Annotated in this window: 18 protein-coding genes; 2 read left to right on the top strand and 16 right to left on the bottom strand. The window is 32.2% G+C overall.

The window, feature by feature from the left end:
• Positions 1–171 precede the first annotated feature (171 nt).
• The 12 genes from EV145_RS14305 to EV145_RS14250 form a co-directional block, all read right to left on the bottom strand.
• The gene (locus tag EV145_RS14305; RefSeq protein ID WP_026729443.1) at positions 172–888 is read right to left on the bottom strand and encodes a response regulator transcription factor; all 717 of its coding nucleotides are present in this window, start codon (positions 886–888) and stop codon (positions 172–174) included.
• 3 nt (positions 889–891) lie between these two features.
• On the bottom strand, positions 892–2,478 hold the full coding sequence (locus EV145_RS14300; RefSeq protein ID WP_133525875.1) for a sensor histidine kinase: 1,587 nt from the start codon (positions 2,476–2,478) through the stop codon (positions 892–894).
• A 59-nt stretch (positions 2,479–2,537) separates the two neighbouring features.
• The gene (gene coaE, locus EV145_RS14295) at positions 2,538–3,134 is read right to left on the bottom strand and encodes a dephospho-CoA kinase (protein ID WP_133525874.1); all 597 of its coding nucleotides are present in this window, start codon (positions 3,132–3,134) and stop codon (positions 2,538–2,540) included.
• Position 3,135: 1 nt separating this feature from the next.
• Entirely contained in the window at positions 3,136–4,134 is a 999-nt protein-coding gene (locus EV145_RS14290; protein WP_133525873.1) for a glycosyltransferase, read from the bottom strand.
• A 124-nt stretch (positions 4,135–4,258) separates the two neighbouring features.
• Positions 4,259–5,449, bottom strand: a complete 1,191-nt coding sequence (gene fabV / locus EV145_RS14285; protein WP_133525872.1) for an enoyl-ACP reductase FabV — start codon at positions 5,447–5,449, stop codon at positions 4,259–4,261.
• Between the two features lie 105 nt (positions 5,450–5,554).
• Positions 5,555–7,207: a DNA repair protein RecN gene (recN, locus tag EV145_RS14280; protein ID WP_133525871.1), complete on the bottom strand. Its 1,653-nt coding sequence runs from the start codon at positions 7,205–7,207 to the stop codon at positions 5,555–5,557.
• A gap of 58 nt (positions 7,208–7,265) precedes the next feature.
• Complete coding sequence (locus tag EV145_RS14275) at positions 7,266–8,150, bottom strand: DUF4835 family protein (protein ID WP_133525870.1); 885 nt, start codon at positions 8,148–8,150, stop codon at positions 7,266–7,268.
• A 66-nt stretch (positions 8,151–8,216) separates the two neighbouring features.
• Positions 8,217–9,428 carry a bifunctional phosphopantothenoylcysteine decarboxylase/phosphopantothenate--cysteine ligase CoaBC gene (gene coaBC, locus EV145_RS14270; RefSeq protein WP_133525869.1) on the bottom strand — a complete coding sequence of 404 codons (1,212 nt, stop codon included), beginning with the start codon at positions 9,426–9,428 and terminating at the stop codon, positions 8,217–8,219.
• A gap of 9 nt (positions 9,429–9,437) precedes the next feature.
• Positions 9,438–9,755 carry a DNA-directed RNA polymerase subunit omega gene (locus EV145_RS14265; protein ID WP_007807938.1) on the bottom strand — a complete coding sequence of 106 codons (318 nt, stop codon included), beginning with the start codon at positions 9,753–9,755 and terminating at the stop codon, positions 9,438–9,440.
• Positions 9,756–9,764: 9 nt separating this feature from the next.
• On the bottom strand, positions 9,765–10,559 hold the full coding sequence (locus EV145_RS14260; RefSeq protein WP_133525868.1) for an outer membrane protein assembly factor BamD: 795 nt from the start codon (positions 10,557–10,559) through the stop codon (positions 9,765–9,767).
• Positions 10,560–10,690: 131 nt separating this feature from the next.
• Positions 10,691–11,578 carry a 4-hydroxy-tetrahydrodipicolinate synthase gene (gene dapA / locus EV145_RS14255; RefSeq protein ID WP_133525867.1) on the bottom strand — a complete coding sequence of 296 codons (888 nt, stop codon included), beginning with the start codon at positions 11,576–11,578 and terminating at the stop codon, positions 10,691–10,693.
• A 14-nt stretch (positions 11,579–11,592) separates the two neighbouring features.
• On the bottom strand, positions 11,593–12,105 hold the full coding sequence (locus EV145_RS14250) for a DUF6913 domain-containing protein (RefSeq protein WP_133525866.1): 513 nt from the start codon (positions 12,103–12,105) through the stop codon (positions 11,593–11,595).
• 47 nt (positions 12,106–12,152) lie between these two features.
• Here EV145_RS14250 and EV145_RS14245 point away from each other — a divergent pair, with 47 nt between their 5' ends.
• Positions 12,153–12,932 carry a 5'-nucleotidase C-terminal domain-containing protein gene (locus tag EV145_RS14245; protein WP_133525865.1) on the top strand — a complete coding sequence of 260 codons (780 nt, stop codon included), beginning with the start codon at positions 12,153–12,155 and terminating at the stop codon, positions 12,930–12,932.
• A gap of 50 nt (positions 12,933–12,982) precedes the next feature.
• Positions 12,983–13,894: a bifunctional metallophosphatase/5'-nucleotidase gene (locus EV145_RS14240; protein WP_133525864.1), complete on the top strand. Its 912-nt coding sequence runs from the start codon at positions 12,983–12,985 to the stop codon at positions 13,892–13,894.
• Here the strand turns inward: EV145_RS14240 and EV145_RS14235 are convergent.
• The 4 genes from EV145_RS14235 to EV145_RS14220 all read right to left on the bottom strand — a co-directional run bounded on the left by EV145_RS14235 (position 13,880) and on the right by EV145_RS14220 (position 19,699).
• Positions 13,880–14,575 carry a lysoplasmalogenase family protein gene (locus EV145_RS14235; RefSeq protein WP_133525863.1) on the bottom strand — a complete coding sequence of 232 codons (696 nt, stop codon included), beginning with the start codon at positions 14,573–14,575 and terminating at the stop codon, positions 13,880–13,882. The two genes, EV145_RS14240 and EV145_RS14235, sit on opposite strands and share 15 nt — an antisense overlap.
• Entirely contained in the window at positions 14,562–16,568 is a 2,007-nt protein-coding gene (ligA, locus tag EV145_RS14230; RefSeq protein WP_133525862.1) for an NAD-dependent DNA ligase LigA, read from the bottom strand. The genes EV145_RS14235 and ligA overlap by 14 nt, the downstream gene beginning before the upstream one ends.
• Positions 16,569–16,814: 246 nt before the next feature.
• Positions 16,815–18,752 (bottom strand): OmpA family protein, encoded by a 1,938-nt coding sequence (locus EV145_RS14225; protein WP_133525861.1) that lies wholly within the window; start codon positions 18,750–18,752, stop codon positions 16,815–16,817.
• 11 nt (positions 18,753–18,763) lie between these two features.
• Positions 18,764–19,699, bottom strand: coding sequence for a type IX secretion system membrane protein PorP/SprF (locus tag EV145_RS14220; protein WP_133525860.1), 936 nt, complete (start codon positions 19,697–19,699; stop codon positions 18,764–18,766).
• Positions 19,700–19,735 lie beyond the last annotated feature (36 nt).

Raw genomic sequence — 19,735 nt, 5'->3', positions numbered from 1 at the left:
ATGAAAGACCACATCAAGGTATTGATGGAAAAAAGCCAATCGAAATGATAAATCCGTTACCGAAATAAGTGACTTTTACAGAAATGACAAGATTGCACAATCTTTCTGAGTAAACATAAAAAAAGCCCTGATTTCTCAGAGCTTTTATATTTTGTTAGTTTGGTGAATTTATTATTCAGTTACTTTGCTTTTTACAACTAATCTGAAGCCTTCTCCGTGAATGTTTAAGATTTCAACATCTTCATCAGCTTTTAGATATTTTCTAAGTTTAGCGATGTAAACGTCCATACTTCTTGAAGTAAAATAGTTGTCATCTCTCCAGATTTTTGTCAAAGCTAATTCTCTTGGCATTAAGTCATTTTCATGAAGAATCAACATTTTAAGCAATTCGTTTTCTTTTGGAGACAATTTAATTGGTTCTTCATCTTGAAAAGTCAAGAATCTAAGTTTTGAATTCAGATGGAATTTACCGATGTTAAATTCAAATTGAACTTGTTCCGCTTTATTATCCGCAGATTTTCTTTGAATAATCGCTTTAATTTTCATCAATAAAACCTCAGAATCAAAAGGTTTATTTAAATAATCGTCAGCACCCGCTTTATATCCTTTCAAAACATCCTCTTTCATAGATTTTGCAGTAAGAAATATAATTGGCACTTCACTGTTTTTTTCTCTAATTTCTTTGGCTAAAGTATAACCATCTTTATAAGGCATCATTACATCAAGAATACATAAATCATATACATCTTTCTTGAATTTTTCGAAACCTTCCATACCGTTTTTAGCTAAAGTAACTTCAAAGTCATTTAACATTAGATAATCTTTAAGAACTGCCCCAAAATTTAGGTCATCTTCTACTAAAAGTATTCTTTTGTTATTATTTTCCATATTTTAATTTATTAATGGTATTTTTATTATAAAGGTGCTACCTTTTCCTTTTTCGCTTTCTACATATACTTGACCATTGTGGTCTTCCACAATTCTTTTTACATAAGCAAGACCCAATCCGTGTCCTTTTACATTATGCAAGTCTCCAGTATGCTCTCTGTAAAACTTCTCAAAAACACGTTTTTGAGCTACCTTACTCATACCAAGACCATTATCTTTTACTTTTATCAGAATCATGTCTTTAACATTTTCTGTAAAAATTTCAATTTCAGGAATATCCGGTGAATATTTTATTGCATTCTCTAAAATATTAACCAAAACATTAGTAAAATGCACTTCATTAACCAAACATGTTGTTCTTGAAGCATTTAAGTGTTTTACCACTGTTCCATTTCGGTCTTCTAAAATTAGATTTACATGTTCAATTGCATCCTCAATAATATCATGAATTGCAGTTGGTTCTTTTGTAATATCCAACTCTCTTTTTTCTAACTTAGAAATACGAAGAACGTTCTCAACCTGAGCGTGCATTCTTTTATTTTCATCCCTAATCATTTGCAGATAACGATAAACCTTTTCTTTATCTTCAATAACCTTCGGGCTCTTTATCGCATCGAGTGCTAAATTTATAGTCGCAATTGGAGTCTTAAACTCGTGCGTCATATTATTTATAAAATCTGTTTTAATTTCAGATATATGTTTTTGACGTAATAACTGATTTAAAGCACTTGTATATGCTATTATTATAATAAGCGTAAAAACAATTGATAATATTGTAATGCTTAACAGTTCTGACAGTAAAAATTTCTTTTTATATGGAAACGTTAAAAACAATTCATATTTACTATTTCCTTCATTATCAGTATATATTGGCACATGATAACTTAAATCTTTGTCATAATGAAACCCTTCCGATTTTACTTTTGTTGGCAAACCACTATTAAGAACACCAAATTCGAATTTGGTTTTTACACCATACTCTTCTAATTCTTTCTTTAATAGCTTGTAAAGTTTGTCTTTTGTAATTCTGCCTTCAATAGGAGTCAGCGAAGCGATATCTTTGTATTGAATTTGCTGCTGTACTTTATTTAAGATATCTAAACTGCCTGATTTTTCAATTTTCAAATCAGGAATAATAGTCTGCCCTAAAGAATTATTATCAATACTGTTGTTGTTATTATAAACTTCAGTTACACGTTTCGAACTAAAATTCTTAAATCTTTCACTGCTGAACTTTTTATTAAAAAGCGATCCGCTAATGTCATAATCTTCAGAAGTCAGCGTGTTAGAATATACGATTGTTTTATTTGTTTTTGTATTTCTCTGAACGTACAAAACCTCCAGTAAATCTTCTTTTTTAGGAATTTTACCAGTACTGTCTTTTATACGATTGTATTTGTCATAAAAACTATACTCTTCTTGCTGCTCTAGTTTATCGGCAACATTTCCAATTACTTGAGTAACGTGGTATTTAAATTGTTCGTCATTGTTTTTGAACGACGAATTGAACCAAAATACTTGAACCAGAATTATCCCTATTAAGGACAAACTCATAAGCAAAACAAGTATTCTAAAAAATAATTTATTCATCGAAACAAAATTAATATTTTAACAATATACTAAATAATACATTAACCAAATATTAACATTTAAGACTGATTTTGTTTAATATCTAAAATTTTAAGAATTTTAACAACTTCTTCTTTAGCAATTTTAAGATTTACGTTATTAATAATAAAATTACTCTTCAAAATGCGATCTTCATCTTTCCATTGCATTTGCATCCTGCTTAAAACTTGCGCTCGAGTGGTATTGTCACGTTTTAAGACCCTTTCAATTCTGACTTCTTCTGGAGCGGTTACCAAAATTATGTAATCACAATCTTTGTATCGGCCGCTTTCGAATAAAATTGCGGCTTCATAAATTACATATTCTTTATTTTTATGCTGTAAAATCCAAGATTCAAAATCTTCTTTTACTGCTGGATGAACAATTGCATTTAGTTTTGCTAATTCATCAGCATTATTAAATACAATTTCGGCCAGTTTTGCTCTATTTAAAATATTATTTTCAAAAAGAGACTCGCCAAATGTTTCTTTTATTTTTAAAATAACTGGACCAGTCTGCATAACAGCTCTTGCTGCATCATCGGCAATATAAACAGGAACTCCCATTTCTTTGAAATAATTGGCAATAGTTGTTTTACCACTCCCTATTCCGCCCGTTAAGCCAATAACTTTTGTCATTTTAAACTTTAAAAAACATACGAGGAAACGCTTCTTGTGGTTTTTTCTTCAAGAGAATAATTTTCACAAATGATTCCAAGAATCCTGTACCATAACCATAAAATTGTTTCCAGACTGCTATTATAGAAAGATATCCAATTTTAATGCTTTTATTTTGAATACTTGCTGTAAGAAAAATAATAACGAAATATACAAAATATAATTGTAATAAAATATCAATATTGAAAATTAACAATAAAAAAGCTAATAATAATCCGAACAAGAAGAATGTTGGAAAGAAGAATGTTAACTTATTATGTTCTGGATACCAGCTATTTAGTATTGGTCTTGCTATTCCAAATTTATGAACTTGGACAGAAAATTTTTCCCAGTCGATTCTACGTTTATGATAAACATAAGCTTCTGAAAATAAGCGAGTTTCAAAACCTAAATTCCACAAACGAATTGATAAATCAGGATCTTCTCCTGGATGAATATTGCCGAAACCTTTGGAAACCTGAAAAGCTTTTTTAGAAATCCCCATGTTGAAACTTCTTGGCTGAAATTTATTAATTTTTTCAGAACCACCGCGAATGCCTCCAGTTGTCAAGAATGAAGTCATTGCAAAATTAATTGCTTTCTGAATACTTGAAAAGCTGTCTAATGCCTTATCAGGACCTCCAAAACAATCTACATATTCGCTATTCAACGCTTTTCTGACCTCGGTTAAATAATTGGAAGGAATAATGCAATCTGAATCAAAAATGATAAAGTAATCACCACGCGCTTTCTCCATTCCGAAATTTCTCGAATCGCCTGGGCCTGAATTTTCTTTAAAATAATACGAAATATTCAGCTTTCCCTGATACTTCATCAAAACATCCTTACACGGAATCGAAGAGCCGTCTTCAACAAGAACTATTTCAAACGGTTCATTATAATCAGATTTTGCAAGACTTTCTAAAAGTTCATCAACTTCATCTGGACGATTATACACGGGTATAATTAAAGAAAAAATCATAATGGGATATGCGGTATTAGAATGGCAATTTTTAAATTTCAAAATTTTAACAAAGATAGGCTATATTCATAAAAAAACCACCAACTTTTGGTTGATGGTTTTCATTTTATATTTTTCAATATCCTTATTTGATACTTTCAATATCAACTACTTCATTTGCCTCTGCCTGATAGTCAACTCCAGCAAATTCAAATCCGAATAAGTTAAGGAAATCATTTCTGTATCCAGCTAAATCACCAATTTCTGGTAATGTTTCAGTTGTAGCTTCTAACCAAAGTTTAGCAACTTTTTCCTGAACGTCATCTCTCATTTCCCAATCATCAATTCTGATTCTTCCTTTTTCATCAACAGGAACCTCAGAACCATTATACAATCTGTCTTGGAATAAACGCTGAATCTGCTCAATACATCCTTCGTGAATTCCTTCTTCTTTCATAATTTTATATAAAAGAGAAATATACAATGGAATTACTGGAATTGCAGAACTTGCCTGAGTTACCAACGCTTTATTTACTGAAACATAAGCTTTTCCTCCAATTGATTTTAAGCTGTCAGTAATGGTAAATGCAGTAGCTTCTAAATGATCTTTTGCACGTCCAATAGTCCCTTTACGATAAACAGCCTCAGTTAATCCCGGTCCAATATAAGAATATGCAACTGTAGTAGCACCGTCAGCTAATAAATTTTCTGCTTTTAAAGCATCGATCCACATTGCCCAGTCTTCACCTCCCATAACAGCAACTGTATTCTCAATATCTTCTTCATTTGCAGGAGCGATTGAAACTTCAGAAACTTTTCCTGTATGAAAATCAACTGTTTTATTTGTAAAAGTTTGCCCGATTGGTTTTAAAACCGAACGATGCGTAACACCCGTATTAGGATTTGTGCGCACTGGAGAAGCTAAACTGTAAATTACAAGATCAACTTGTCCTAAATCAGCTTTAATCAAATCAAGAGTTTCTCTTTTTATTTCGTTTGAAAAAGCATCTCCATTGATACTTTTTGCATATAAACCTGCTTTATGAGCTTCTTTTTCAAATGCTGCAGAATTGTACCATCCTGGTGAAGCTGTTTTTCCTTCAACTGGTGGTTTTTCAAAAAACACTCCAATAGTTGATGCATCAGAACCAAAAGCACTTGTGATTCTTGAAGCCAATCCGAAACCTGTTGAAGCTCCAATAACCAATACTTTTTTAGCACCAGCAATTGACCCTTTTGATTTTACATATTCTATTTGATTTTTAACATTTTGCTCGGCTCCCCCTGGGTGGGCTGTCAAGCAAATAAAGCCTCTCATTCTAGGTTCTATAATCATATTTTCTTGTTTATTCGTTAATATAGCAATCGCCATTTAAGACAATTAATTAACTTATTTAGCTTTGTTTAATTCGTTTTTAGATCACAAATATAAAGTATTTCTTTAGTTCAACAAGGCTTTAGCATGATTTAAAGCCGAATCAGAAACAACTGCACCCGATAACATTTGAGCAATTTCGATAACTCTTTCGTCCTGAGACAAAAGCTTTAATTCTGATTGCGTATCATCATCAACTGTTGATTTGAAAACTTTAAAATGAGAATCTCCTTTTGCCGCAATTTGAGGTAAATGCGTGATTGCAAAAATTTGCATCGAAGTACTCATTTCTTTCATTATTTCGCCCATTCTAATAGCAATTTCACCAGAAACCCCTGTATCAATTTCGTCAAAAATTAAAGTTGGAAGTTTTGAATATTGCGCCAAAATTGCTTTTACTGCCAGCATAATACGCGACATCTCTCCGCCTGAAGCTACTTTCTTAAGCAACCCGAAATCAGTTCCTTTATTTGCAGAAAATAAAAACTGTAGTTCGTCTTTACCATTTGAGAAATAGGTTTCTGATGGCAACAGTTCGATATTAAAACGCACATTTGGCATCCCTAATGTTTCTAAAATAGAAATCAATTTATTAGACAAAACCGGAATTGCATTTGATCTGTTTTGATGAATTGTTTTAGAAAAAGCATCTAATTCAATCACTTTCTGATCAATTATTTTTGATAGTGAAGCTATTTCTTCTTCAATATTACCTAATTCTAAAACTGTATTGCTTAATTCAGCTTCAATTTGAATTAATTCATCTACAGAAGATACTTGATGTTTCTTTTGAAGATTATAAATCAATTGTAATTTCTGGCTGATCATTTCTAACTGTACCGGATCGTTCAATAATTTCTCCGAACAATTTTGAAGTTCTTTTGAAACATCATCAAACTCAATTGTCAAACTTATAATTCTTTCAAAAAGATTTTGATATTCGGTTGAAAACGGAGCTATCTTCTGAAGTGTTGCTTTTACTTCATTTAAATTATGCAAAACACCAAATTGTTCTTCATTAGCAATTACTAATGATTTATCAATTGATTCTTTTATAATCTCAACGTTATTTAATTTTTCAAAATCAGCTTCTAATTCTGCCTGTTCTCCTGATTTTAGTTTAGCGACAACCAATTCATTTAATAAAAAAGTATTGTATTCCTGCTCTTTTCCAGAATCAGACTGCTTTTTCAGCAATGCATTAAGCTTTGATTTATCTGATTTATATGTTTTTAGTAATTTTTGATAATCTAAAATCACCTCTCCATTATTTGCAATGGCATCAATTATTTTAAACTGAACGCTTTCATCAGACAATTCCTGAGTTTGTTGTTGCGAATGAATATCAATTAAAAACAGACTTAAATCTTGCAATTCCTGAAGATTTACTGGACTGTCATTTATAAAAGCACGAGATTTACCTGAAGGCAAAATTTCACGTCGAATGATGGTTTCATCTTCATAATCTAAGTCATTTGCTTCAAAAAATTCTTTTAGATTGTATTTTGAAATTTCAAATTGTGCTTCAATTATACATTTTTCTTCTTTATTTTTTAGAGAAGTCAAATCGGCTCTTTTGCCTAAAACTAGACCTAAAGCTCCTAAGATAATCGATTTACCTGCTCCTGTTTCACCTGTAATTATTGAAAATCCTTTTGAAAAATCAATAGAAAGCTTTTCAATCAAAGCATAGTTTTTAATCGACAGAGAAGTAATCATAAAATAATATGTAGATAAAAGTTAATGAGAGAAAGTAAAAGTAAGATTAAAAAATCAACTAAAACTTAATTTGCGACCATTTTGTACTATTCAATGGCGAAACTTTATTTAAAACATCGGTTAAATCTGTAACTGTAACACTTGGACCGCCAGAAAAAATGGAAGTAATTTCATCTGATTTTGCATCAAAAAAGACTCGCGTCAAAAAAGCATTTGGCTTAACACTATTGAATCTCCCTATGAGCATTAAAGAAGCTTTAATTTTCTCCTTTGATCCTTTTAAGTCATCACTCATAGTATCTAGTCCATTGTGATATAAATAGGTCACCTGACGCAAATCACTATACATTGGCGAAATCATATCTGTTATCAAATAATAACGATTTTGAATTCCGTCAGCTTGGCTCCAGCCTTTAAAACCTCCTTGCTGCGCTACATTGGCAATATTTTGCGCCGTTTGAAGATATTGATTACCAGCACCCACTTGAAATGTATCGGCATCCATTCCTAAAATCAAATAACTATAAAAAGAAACGACAGAAACTAAATTAGACTCAAAAGTAGTTGGATTAAACAATAAAGGCTCATATTCAGTATATCTGAAACTAAAATCTTTATCGTTATAATTTAAGACAGGAGAAGAATAAGTAGAATTAAAAATCAATCTTGAAGACTGCACCTGAATAGTTCCGGTAAACTGATCTGAATTATTTGAAGACAATGTAATATACATTGAACAGTTAATTCGTTCATTTTGTTTTAGCACGGAGCCGGTCCAATCTGTTTTATTAACAAATTCTGACAGTGAAGTCTGAAGTGTTTTAAAAACTTGCTGGTTAGGATTCGGAAGTCTTTCAGTGTTTATGGTTACAATACAATTTAGCTGTTGCGCTTGAGTAAAGCCAAAAATTAAAAACATTAAAACTGTAACTGCTTTATTCATAAAAAAAGATTTGTGTTGATGTAAAATTGATATTGATACTTTATCATAAACTCCAAGAAAAGGCATTTATTTTGTAAAATGCAAAATCACTTTGTTTAAAATATCAACAGCAACAGACTCTTTTGATTTTAACTCCATTGGTTCGATTTTAAATTCGCTATCAATAAATGTTACTTTATTGGTTTCTTTTTTAAAACCTGCACCTTCATCCTGCAAAGAATTAAGAACAATCAAATCTAAGTTTTTTTTCTGAATTTTCAGCTTGGCATTTTCAATTTCATTTTGAGTTTCCAAAGCAAAACCAATTAAAAATTGCTCTTTTTTTATTGCTCCTAATGATGCCAAAATATCTTTTGTTTTTTCAAGCTCAATTGAAAACTCATCAGCTGCTTTTTTAATTTTTTGCAATGCCACAAACTTAGGTTTATAATCCGCTACAGCAGCGGCTGCAATAGCAACATCAGTGTCATTGAAATATAAATGACAGGCGTCATACATTTCCTGTGCAGAAACAACATTTACAACTTCAATTAAATTGTTTTTAGCTTTAAAGTGTGTTGGACCTGAAACTAAAATTACCTGCGCACCTAATTTTACAGCTTCATTTGCGATATCAAAACCCATCTTTCCAGATGAATGATTTCCAATAAAACGCACCGGATCTATCGCTTCGTATGTTGGTCCAGCAGTAATAAGTATTTTTTTTCCTTTTAGTGGAAGTTTGCTTTCTAAATCGGCTTCAAGAAAAGCAATTATATTCTCAGGTTCAGCCATTCGTCCTTCGCCAGACAAACCGCTTGCCAACTCACCATTTTCAGCAGGAATCATTATGTTTCCGAACTGCTTTAAAGCCGCAAAACTTGATAAAGTTGAAGGATGTTTATACATATCCAAATCCATTGCCGGAGCAAAATAAACAGGACATTTAGCCGATAAATAAGTTGCAATTAAAAGATTATCACAGTTTCCTGTTGTCATTTTAGACAACGTATTTGCAGTTGCCGGAGCAATTAGCATTAAATCAGCCCAAAGTGCCAGATCAACATGATTGTTCCATACAGCATCTTGATCCTCTTCATTAAAGAAACTGGAATGTACAGGATTTTTTGATAAAGTAGATAACGTAAGTGGCGTTACAAAATCCTTAGAAGCAGGTGTCATTATCACTTGGACATGTGCACCTGCTTTTATAAAAAGTCGTACTAATGAGGCTGTTTTATACGCTGCAATTCCACCAGAAACTCCCAGTAAAATTTTTTTCCCGTTTAAAACTGACATTATACTATATTATTTGTTTGAACCTCTGTGGTAAGTTTTACCGTCTAACCATTCTTGAACAGCTAAAGCGTGTGGTTTTGGTAATTTTTCGTAAAATTTAGAAACTTCGATTTGTTCTTTATTTTCAAAAACTTCTTCAAGACTATCATTATAAGTAGCAAACTCTTCTAATTTCTCAGTCAATTCTTTTTTGATTTCAGAATTAATCTGATTTGCTCTTTTAGCCATAATGGTAATTGCTTCATACACATTTCCTGTTGGCTCTTCAATAACAGTTTTATTGTATGTTATTGTATTTACAGGAGCATTCGTCTTTTTTAAATCCATGACTTTTTTTTATTTAATATATTTTTGTAAATCAGTTTCAACACGGGCATTCATTTCGTCTGCCTCTTTTTTGTATTTTGTATCGCTTTTAAACTTAATTAAGTTGTTATAAGCCACTTTTGCAACATTTAAACGTTCTTCCATTTTTTGAGGAATACTGTTTATGGCTAATTTATATGCCGAATCATATTTATAAAACAGTGCATCTTCTTTAAATGGAGTTCCAGGGAAATCAGCAATAAAATTATCAAATGCAACTAAAGCTGATTTATAATCTGATATTGTATTATAACCTTTAGCATTCTCGTATGCTTTTTTCTCTAATTTTCCATTCAAAACCTTAACAGCCTCATTAGCTTGAGCGATGTATTCAGAATTAGGATAGTTATCAATAAAAGCTTGTAATTTCTCCAACGCTTTTACCGTATCAGCTTGATCTAAACTATAAACAGGAGCTAATTTTGAATAACTGTATGCGCCTAAAAAAGCTGCTTCCTGCACTTTTTCACTTCTTGGATAACCTGAAACAAAACTTTCAAATTGATAACCTGCCAAATAATACTGATGTGTTTTATAGTAAGATTGCGAAAACATATAAAAAAGCTTTTCAGCTTGAGGTTTACCTCTATATGACGGTGCTAACTGCTCAAAAAGACGAATCGCTTTTGAATATTTTCCTGCATCATACATTTTTGTTGCCATTTCAAATTTTGCTGCAACATCTTCATTTTTTAATACCTTTTGGTAATCACTACAAGAACAAAAAAGGACAACAACAATTAATAGAGATACTATTTTTTTCATTTTCTTACTTTTATTATAATTTCTTAGACAATTATGCCAAAGCAAAATCACACCGAAGTTCCGGTGGCAAATTTAGTTATTAATTTAGCTACTACAAAATATTTTTTTTGTATAATAAAATCGTGTCAGTCTTACTCTGCTTTGATACTGCTTTTTACAAAATCATTTAATCTTGAAGCCAAAGATTCATCAACGGCTACTAGTGGCAAACGCACCGTATTGTCAGCAATTCCAAGGGCCTGAAAGACTTGTTTTATTCCTGCAGGGTTTCCTTGTTCGAAAATCATGTCGATACAATCTGCTAAGAAATATTGTGTTTTGAATGCCTCATTTACTTTTCTGTTCAAACCTAAACGAATCATTTCTGAGAATTCTTTAGGATAACCTTGTCCAATAACCGAAATTACACCTGCTCCGCCTGCTAAAACAATTGGCAATGCAATCATATCATCTCCAGAAATTACAAGAAAATCTTTTGGTGCATTTTTAATCAATTGCAAAGCTTGAGCCATATCACCGGCAGCTTCTTTTATTGCTACAACATTTTCAAAATCATTAGCCAAACGAATTACTGTTGAAGGAAGCATATTACTTGAAGTTCTTCCTGGAACATTATATAGGATTACTGGAATTGGAGAAGCTTCAGCAATTGCTTTAAAATGCTGATAAATTCCTTCCTGCGTTGGTTTATTATAATAAGGAGAAACTGAAAGTATAGCTTCGAAAGCTGAAAAATCTCTAGTCTTTAATTCTTTAACAATCTCCATAGTATTGTTCCCTCCTACTCCAAGAACTAGAGGTAATCTTCCTTTGTTTACGTCGATTACTGTATTGATAACCAACTCTTTTTCATCTTGAGTCAAGGTAGCATTTTCTGCCGTTGTTCCCATAACTACAAGATATTCAACTCCTCCGTCAATCGAAAAATTAACGATGCGCTGCAAAGCTTCGATATCTATTGAAAAGTCATTTTTAAATGGAGTTACAAGCGCAACACCAGTTCCTATTAATGATTGCATATTTTGATTATAATTTATTTTATACTTTTTAAATACCTAAATAATTCGGAAACAAATACTTTATAGTTTTCCATTTCCGTATCGATCATCCATCGGTTTAAATTTTTATCTACTGATGAAAAACCGACTTTAAACTTCGCTTTTGATTTACTGGTTATCATCATCAAAATTACTTTCTCGATATCATAATAACTAATCAAAAGATCAAATGGCGTTCCGGTAAAATCATTTAGAAAATCTGCTGTAACTTCTCCTTTCCAATTGACATCTTTTTTACCAAAAGTAGGTCTTGAGTACGTTTTTTTCTTCTCTATTTTACTTCTGTAAGCAACGATTTTTACGTTTTTCGGATCAATTCCATACAGTGAAAACTCTTTAACCAATTCCTTTGAATGGCGAAAATCACTCTCATCTATCAATAAACCAATTGTTTGCACATTACTAGTAAAGACTTCGTTTTTGACATTATTCAGATTATTTTTTAATGATTTTTTTACAAATAATTCCTTTATATAATTTAAAAACATAGTATTTTTACCAGATTACAAAATTAATTATTTAAGTCGCATTTAAAATGGTAAAACTAAAAAAGTATAACGGATTTTTAAAACTTTTTGTTATATTCTTAACACTTTTTTTTATTTATTCTTGCAGTCCAAAAAACTACAATTTAACTAAAATAGAAGGAAAACAACTTCCTATAACTGAAAAAGGGGCAGAAACTCCTGAAATTGAAAGTTTTATTAAGCCCTATCGCGATCATATTAATAAGGATCTGGACAGTGTTTTAGCTTATTGTCCTGAAACTCTTGATAAAAGTAGCGGAAAATGGCAAACAACAATTGGATGTCTAATGGCCGATGTTTGTGTACAAAGAGGAAATTTAGTTTTCAAAAAGCGCGAGAACAAAACAATTGATTTATGTCTTTTAAATCATGGCGGTATACGTGCAATTCTTCCAAAAGGAAATGTAACGAGCAGAACTGCTTTTGAAATCATGCCTTTTGAAAACAACTTAGTTGTTATTGCTTTAAAAGGTCAGCAAATTGAAGATATTGCTGCTTATATTATAAAGGAGAAAAAACCTCAGCCTTTATCAGGCATGACTTTTACTATTGCTAAAGACAAGACTGCAAAAAACATTCTAGTTCAAGGAAAGCCTCTTGACCTCAACAAAGTTTATTATGTTGCAACAAACGATTATTTGGCAAATGGAGGAGACAGCATGACTTTCTTTGCAAAAGGTGTTCAAAAATTTGATTTAAACTATAAACTTCGAGATGTATTGATTGATTATTTCAAAGAAGTTGATACGATTCCGGCACCAAGAGATATCAGAATTACTGAAGAATAACATTTCAAGAAAAAATAAAATTACCCGCTTTTACGCAAAAAAAATATCACATGAAAAGAAGAGAATTTATCGAAAAAACTGCTGCAAGTACTGCCCTATTAAGCCTAGGCTTGTCGTTAAGCAGTTTTGAAACCAACGATATTAAGCACTTGACTATTTTGCATACTAATGATGTTCACAGCCATATTGATCCTTTTCCTGCTGATGATCCTCGTAATGCAAACAAAGGTGGCGTGTCTCGACGTGCAGCGCTTATCGAAACTATTCGTCAAGAAAATCCAAATGTGCTTTTGTTAGATGCAGGAGATATTTTTCAGGGAACTCCTTATTTTAATTACTACGGAGGTGAACTTGAATTTAAGCTGATGAGCATGATGAAATATGATGCTTCAACAATAGGAAATCATGACTTTGATAATGGTCTTGAGGGTTTATATGCACAAATGCCTCACGCAAAATTTGATTTTATCTGCTCTAATTATGACTTCAAAAATACAGTCATGAACGGACTTGTAAAACCTTATAAAATTTTCAACAAAAACGGAATCAAAGTGGGCGTTTTTGGTGTAGGAATTGAGCTTAACGGTTTAGTAGATAAAAAAATGTACAAGGAAACCGTATATAATAATCCTGTAGAAATTGCTCAGGATATGACTCAGTTATTAAAGAAAGAAGAAAAATGTGATTTGGTTATCTGCCTTTCGCATCTTGGTTACAATTATAGAGATGAACCAACGAAAATCTGTGACTTGAAATTAGCCGAATTAACACAAGATATTGATTTAATTATTGGCGGGCACACACATACTTTTCTTGACAAACCAACTATTGTAAAAAACAAAGCAGGCGAAAACGTATTGGTTAACCAAGTGGGTTGTTATGGAATCAATTTAGGACGTATTGATTTTTATTTTGATCAAAACAAAAATCATACAAACCAAGGAAAATCAATTATTGTATAACACTCTCTTTTGCATTTTTGCTTTTTCAAGAAAGTATTCAACCATAAAATAGTAGGCCAAAATTTGCGTTATATCACGAATTAAAACCAAAACTACTGAGTATGAAAAATATTCGTTGAAAATATAAAAGATGTCTGAAAATATATAGCTTACCGCCATTAAAGACATTAAAAGTGCTAAATGCGTTCCTTTTGTAATATAACTTACAAACGAATAATAACTCATAACACTCAATACAATTCCGTAAATAGTGTACAGCAAGTTAAACTTTTTCATATTGTCAAACTGAAGGCTTAACACTGAAACAAGCAAATACACAATAAATATGACCACGATAGAAACTGGAAGAACATCTTTTCTTCTTAATTTAATTTTTTCGTGGTCTATTACAAAAAGCTTTATAATCAATAAGTAAACAACTAAAAAGCTCAGCACACCACCAATTTCCGAAACTTCGACATCCATCAAGTCAAAAACTTGACCTATGAAGCAAAAGAAAAAAATAAAACCTTCAGTTTTTCCAATTTTAAAATCATTGCTCATTATAAAATAGAAAAAAATAGCCGGCAATACCACAGCTTTTGCATAAATTGCCAAGATGTCCTGCTTTGTGCAGTCTAAAATTATTGTAAACAATAATGCTACAAAGAATAAAATCAACGACGGTTTATTCGCTTTCATTTAATTTAGTTATAAAATCTTCCTCCGACAATATAGGAATATTTAATTTATTTGCCTTTTCTAATTTTGCTGGTCCCATATTATCGCCCGCAACAACAAAATCAGTTTTTGCAGAAATTGAGCTTCCTACCTTTCCACCATTATCTTCGATTGTTTTCTTTAATTCATCTCGCGAAAACTGAGCAAAAACTCCTGAAACGACAAATATTTTCCCGATGAATTTTTCTGTAGCGTTGGGGTTAATTTTTTCAACTATTTCGAATTGAACGCCGTAATTCTTTAAACGTTCAATTATTCGTCTATTTTCTTCATTTTCAAAAAATTCGATTACGCTTTTGGCAATTCGTTCTCCAATTTCATCAACTAAAATCAAATCCATTAAAGAAGCTTGGCTTAAAGCATCTATATTTTTATAATGTTTGGCTAATTTTTTAGCAACAGTTTCACCTACGAAACGAATTCCGAGTGCAAACAAAACGCTTTCAAAAGGAATTTCCTTAGATTTTTCAACTCCATTTACTAAATTCTCTGCCGATTTTTTTGCCATTCTTTCTAAATGCAAAATATCTTCAACTTTCAATTCATACAAATCGGCGTAATTATGTACTAAATCATTTTTGAAAAGAAGCGCCACTGTTTCACCTCCAAGTCCTTCAATATCCATTGCTTTTCTTGAAATATAATGCTGTACTCGGCCAATAATCTGAGGAGGACATCCGTAGAAATTTGGACAATAATGATTTGCCTCTCCTTCATTTCTAACTAATTCTGTCTGACATTCAGGACAATGTGAAATATATTCTGTTTTTTCTGAATTTTCTGGTCGTCTATCTAGATCTACTGCAATAATTTTTGGGATGATCTCGCCTCCTTTTTCAACAAATACAGTATCATTTATTCTGATATCTAATTTTTCAATTTGGTCTGCATTGTGCAAAGAAGCTCTCTTTACAATGGTTCCTGCCAATTGTACAGGTTCAAGATTTGCAACCGGAGTAATAGCTCCCGTGCGCCCAACTTGATATGAAATTGATTTTAGTTTGGTAGAAACCTGCTCTGATTTAAATTTATAAGCAATTGCCCAGCGTGGCGATTTTGCTGTATAACCAAGTTCTTCCTGATGCTGAATGCTATTAACTTTTATCACAACACCATCTGTTTCATAAGGCAAATTATGGCGGTGTGTGTCCCAATGATCAATGAAATCGAAAACTTCATTCATACTGCCAACCAATTTTGCTTCTTTTGGAACTTTAAATCCCCATTTTCTAGCCGATTCTAATCCTTCATATTGAGTAGAAAACGGCAGATTATTTCCGGTTACAAAATATAACAAACATTCTAAAGGACGTTTGGCAACCTCAGTGCTGTCTTGAAGTTTTAAACTTCCTGAAGCTGTATTTCTTGGGTTTGAATACGGGGTTTCACCTATTTCAATTAATTCCTGATTCATTTTTTCGAAACCAGCAAATGGCAAAATAATTTCGCCACGAATATCAAATGTTTCAGGATAGTTTCCTTTTAACTGAAGCGGAACTGATTTAATTGTTTTAATATTGTTGGTTACCTCATCACCTTGAAAACCATCTCCGCGTGTTAAAGCCTGAACTAATTTTCCGTTTTCGTAAGTAATGCTTATTGATGCTCCGTCATATTTTAGTTCGCACGTATATTCTAATTTTACGTTTCCTAATACTTTCTGAATTCGATTTTCCCAATCTAATAAATCTTCTTTTGAATAAGAGTTATCCAAAGAATACATTCTATATCGATGCGCAATCGTTTTAAAATTTTTAGTGATTGTTCCTCCAACACGCTGTGTTGGTGAATTTTCATCAAAAAATTCGGGGTGTTTGCTTTCTAAATCCTGAAGCTCTTTTAGTTTAATATCGAAATCATAATCTGAAATTGTGGCATTATCGAGCACATAATAATTGTAATTGTGCTGGTTAAGTTCGTCTCTTAAAGTTTGAATTGTTTCTTGAATACTCATATGAAATTAAAATAATGCCTATAAATTTAGAATAACTGAAAGATCAAAATTAGAATTATTTTCGCTGAAAATCATCAAAAAACAAAAGTTTTAAAAAATCAAAAATCAAGTCACAAAATGTATGCGACTTGATTTTCTTCTTGTCCACTATTCTTAAAAAAGAATTAAACAAAACCAACTTCCAAATGGTTTCTTCGTTTTATATTTTTACACTGATAATCAAATAATTAGCGCGCAAATATAAAACTATTTTTGGATAATGATAAAGTCAGAGCGTCTATTTAACAAATGTTCTTCTTCAGTACATTTCACGCCGTTTTTACATTTGTTAATCAATCGGCTTTCGCCATAACCTATTGCGCTTTCAATGCGAGAGGCATCAATCCCTTGAGAAATAATATAATCACGGGTTGATTTGGCTCTGTTATCTGAAAGTTTCAGGTTGTATGAATCCTTTCCACGGGCATCGGTATGCGATTCAATCTTGATTTTGATGTTTGGAAATTTTTGCATGATAAAGACTACTTTTGTCAGCTCTTCCACTGCCAATGGTGTAATATCATATTTGTCATAATCAAAGTAAATTGGTTTTACATCTACTTTTTCAACACCTTTCTTTTTAACAACTAAATCGTCATAATTGCTTAGTTCAAAATTGACATCTTTAATCTCGCCTTCGTTTTCCATTGTCGTTTCAACCGTTTTTTCATCACTGCTGTAATTTGGTTTTGCAGCAATCATTTTAACTGTTTTTCCGCATGGAACTACTAACGCATATTTACCTTCAAAATTGGTTTTCGTCTCTCCAAGAACTTCAGTATAAGAATTATACCCCATAATAATTACGTCTGAAAGAGGTAATTTTGTTTTTCGGTCTACAGCTATACCAGAAATGCTCTGATTACAAACTGGTTTTCCTTTAACAAAAGAATAAATATCGTCATCACCTTTTCCTCCGGCTCTGTTCGAGGAAACATAACCATAAGTATCAGCATTGTCAATTATAAAAGAAAAATCATCTTTATTGCTGTTAATTGGTGCACCTAAATTAACTGGAGCTGAAAAAGTTCCGTCGGCTAAAAGATTGCTTTCATAAACATCTAAATCTCCGTAGCCATAATGTCCATCGGAAGAAAAATAAAGTTTTCCGTTACGAAAGAATGGAAAAACCTCGTTTCCAAGCGTATTGATTTTTGGTCCAAGATTTACCGGAGAACTCATCGTGCCATCGGCAGCAATTTTTACATAATACAGATCCGTTTCGCCTGCTCCACCCGGCATATCTGATGCAAAGAAAAGCCATTTTCCATCTTCACTTAAAGCGGGATGTCCTACTGAATAATCCTTATTATCAAAGAAAACCTGCTGTGGATTTTCTAATTTATTATTTACAATATCGCCTTTAACTATTTGAAAATTATTGGTTTTACTTTCATCAATAACCAATTTATTCTTTTTAACAATGTTTGTTGAATAATAGATTGTTTTTCCGCTGGCGTCAAAAGATGCTGTTGCTTCGTGGTATTTAGTCATTACATTTGGAAGAAATAGTTTTTCGTTAAACAAACTTCCATCGGCAGGATTTCTTTCTGCCAAATAAAGATTTAAAAAAGGCTGATTGTTCCATGTATATAACTTTTCACTAAACTTTGTAGTGTCTCTGGCAGAGGTAAATACGATTCGGTCCTGAAAATAAGTTGCTCCAAAATCAGATTTACTAGTATTAATATCCAGATTTTTAACTGTGTACAGCGATTTAGCTTTAGACAAACTATCCATTTGTTTCTTTTGAGCAAGATAGCGGTTGACTTCTTTTTGATCACCTTTTTTAGTCAGATATTCTTTTGTCATTTTGTCTGCGTCATCATAATCCATAACGCCTTTCAGTGACTGGATATAACGCAGATAATAAATATCTGTCAAATTATTGCCCTGCGCTTCGTATAACTTTTTATACCATTTTAAAGCATTTCTTTCATCAGAAATAAAATAATACGAGTCGGCAGCATTTTTTAAGGTTTGTGTTGAAGGATTTTTACTGTTCTGCAAAATTTCTTCATATGCCTTTGAAGCATCCGCGTAGGCGTAGTTTCTAAACAAGGCATCGGCCTTTTTTAAATTAGTCTTTTGAGCAAAACTAAACGTAATGCTCAAGACTAAACTTAGGATATATAGTTTTTTCATAGGTTTTTGATTTAGAAGAATCGAGGTGATTTAATTTTACTTTCGCCTTTATTGAACTGATAACGCAAGATGATTTCGTGCGATCCGTCATTGTACTTATTCAGATCGCTCACTGTGTAATCGAAAGCGTATCCGATATAAAAACTTTTAGAAATTTGAAAACCAGCCAAGATACTTACAGAATCATCTGTTCTGTAAGAACCACCGATCACAAATTTTTCAGCAATCATAAAATTCGCCGAGATATCAGCAGTAAGAGGAGCTCCGCTTACTGCTTTTACTAGAAATGCAGGTTTGAATTTTAAATTTGGATTCAAATCAAAAACATAACCTCCCATGAAATAATAATGTAAACGATCATAGTCGATAGATTCCTGAACATCATCATAATAAGTGTTTTGGATGAAACTCGGAACTGATGCACCTACGTACCATTTATCAGTATAATAATAGATTCCTGCTCCAACTGCCAATTTTGCCTGATTGTCAATATTTTGATTTAGCAAAACATCATTTGGATCGTAGTATCTCCCTTTTGACCAATCTACGTTTAACATTCTCATACCAGCTTTCAAACCGAAGGCCAACCTTTTTTCATATCCCAACGGAATTGAATAAGAAAAGTTTCCGTCAAGGTAAAGTTCATTTGAAGGACCAATTTTGTCATTAACGACACTAAGTCCCAAGCCAACTTTCTCATTTCGAAGCGGTGCGTGAATAGAAAAAGACTGTGTTTCTGGAGCGCCATCAATTCCAATCCATTGAGAACGGTACAAAAGTGTTGCTTCTAAAGTACCGGTAGACCCAGCATAAGCTGGATTTACCGCCATAGTATTATACATATACTGGGTGTACTCTGGATCTTGCTGTGCACTGGCACAGAATGCAATAAAAGAACATATTACAACAAAATATGTTTTCTTCAGTGATTTTATATATAGTTTCATAACGATACTTATTTAGTTTAATTAATTAGATGATTA

Origin of the sequence: Flavobacterium sp. 245 (assembly GCF_004362055.1) — a bacterium.
Classification (GTDB): Bacteria; Bacteroidota; Bacteroidia; order Flavobacteriales; family Flavobacteriaceae; genus Flavobacterium.
This window is presented reverse-complemented; position numbering and strand designations above follow the sequence as displayed.

Coding starts and splice junctions, on each gene's coding strand:
- EV145_RS14305 (WP_026729443.1), bottom strand. CDS start 888: ATGGAAAATAATAACAAAAGAATACTTTTAGTAGAAGATGACCTAAAT.
- EV145_RS14300 (WP_133525875.1), bottom strand. CDS start 2,478: ATGAATAAATTATTTTTTAGAATACTTGTTTTGCTTATGAGTTTGTCC.
- coaE (WP_133525874.1), bottom strand. CDS start 3,134: ATGACAAAAGTTATTGGCTTAACGGGCGGAATAGGGAGTGGTAAAACA.
- EV145_RS14290 (WP_133525873.1), bottom strand. CDS start 4,134: ATGATTTTTTCTTTAATTATACCCGTGTATAATCGTCCAGATGAAGTT.
- fabV (WP_133525872.1), bottom strand. CDS start 5,449: ATGATTATAGAACCTAGAATGAGAGGCTTTATTTGCTTGACAGCCCAC.
- recN (WP_133525871.1), bottom strand. CDS start 7,207: ATGATTACTTCTCTGTCGATTAAAAACTATGCTTTGATTGAAAAGCTT.
- EV145_RS14275 (WP_133525870.1), bottom strand. CDS start 8,150: ATGAATAAAGCAGTTACAGTTTTAATGTTTTTAATTTTTGGCTTTACT.
- coaBC (WP_133525869.1), bottom strand. CDS start 9,428: ATGTCAGTTTTAAACGGGAAAAAAATTTTACTGGGAGTTTCTGGTGGA.
- EV145_RS14265 (WP_007807938.1), bottom strand. CDS start 9,755: ATGGATTTAAAAAAGACGAATGCTCCTGTAAATACAATAACATACAAT.
- EV145_RS14260 (WP_133525868.1), bottom strand. CDS start 10,559: ATGAAAAAAATAGTATCTCTATTAATTGTTGTTGTCCTTTTTTGTTCT.
- dapA (WP_133525867.1), bottom strand. CDS start 11,578: ATGCAATCATTAATAGGAACTGGTGTTGCGCTTGTAACTCCATTTAAA.
- EV145_RS14250 (WP_133525866.1), bottom strand. CDS start 12,105: ATGTTTTTAAATTATATAAAGGAATTATTTGTAAAAAAATCATTAAAA.
- EV145_RS14245 (WP_133525865.1), top strand. CDS start 12,153: ATGGTAAAACTAAAAAAGTATAACGGATTTTTAAAACTTTTTGTTATA.
- EV145_RS14240 (WP_133525864.1), top strand. CDS start 12,983: ATGAAAAGAAGAGAATTTATCGAAAAAACTGCTGCAAGTACTGCCCTA.
- EV145_RS14235 (WP_133525863.1), bottom strand. CDS start 14,575: ATGAAAGCGAATAAACCGTCGTTGATTTTATTCTTTGTAGCATTATTG.
- ligA (WP_133525862.1), bottom strand. CDS start 16,568: ATGAGTATTCAAGAAACAATTCAAACTTTAAGAGACGAACTTAACCAG.
- EV145_RS14225 (WP_133525861.1), bottom strand. CDS start 18,752: ATGAAAAAACTATATATCCTAAGTTTAGTCTTGAGCATTACGTTTAGT.
- EV145_RS14220 (WP_133525860.1), bottom strand. CDS start 19,699: ATGAAACTATATATAAAATCACTGAAGAAAACATATTTTGTTGTAATA.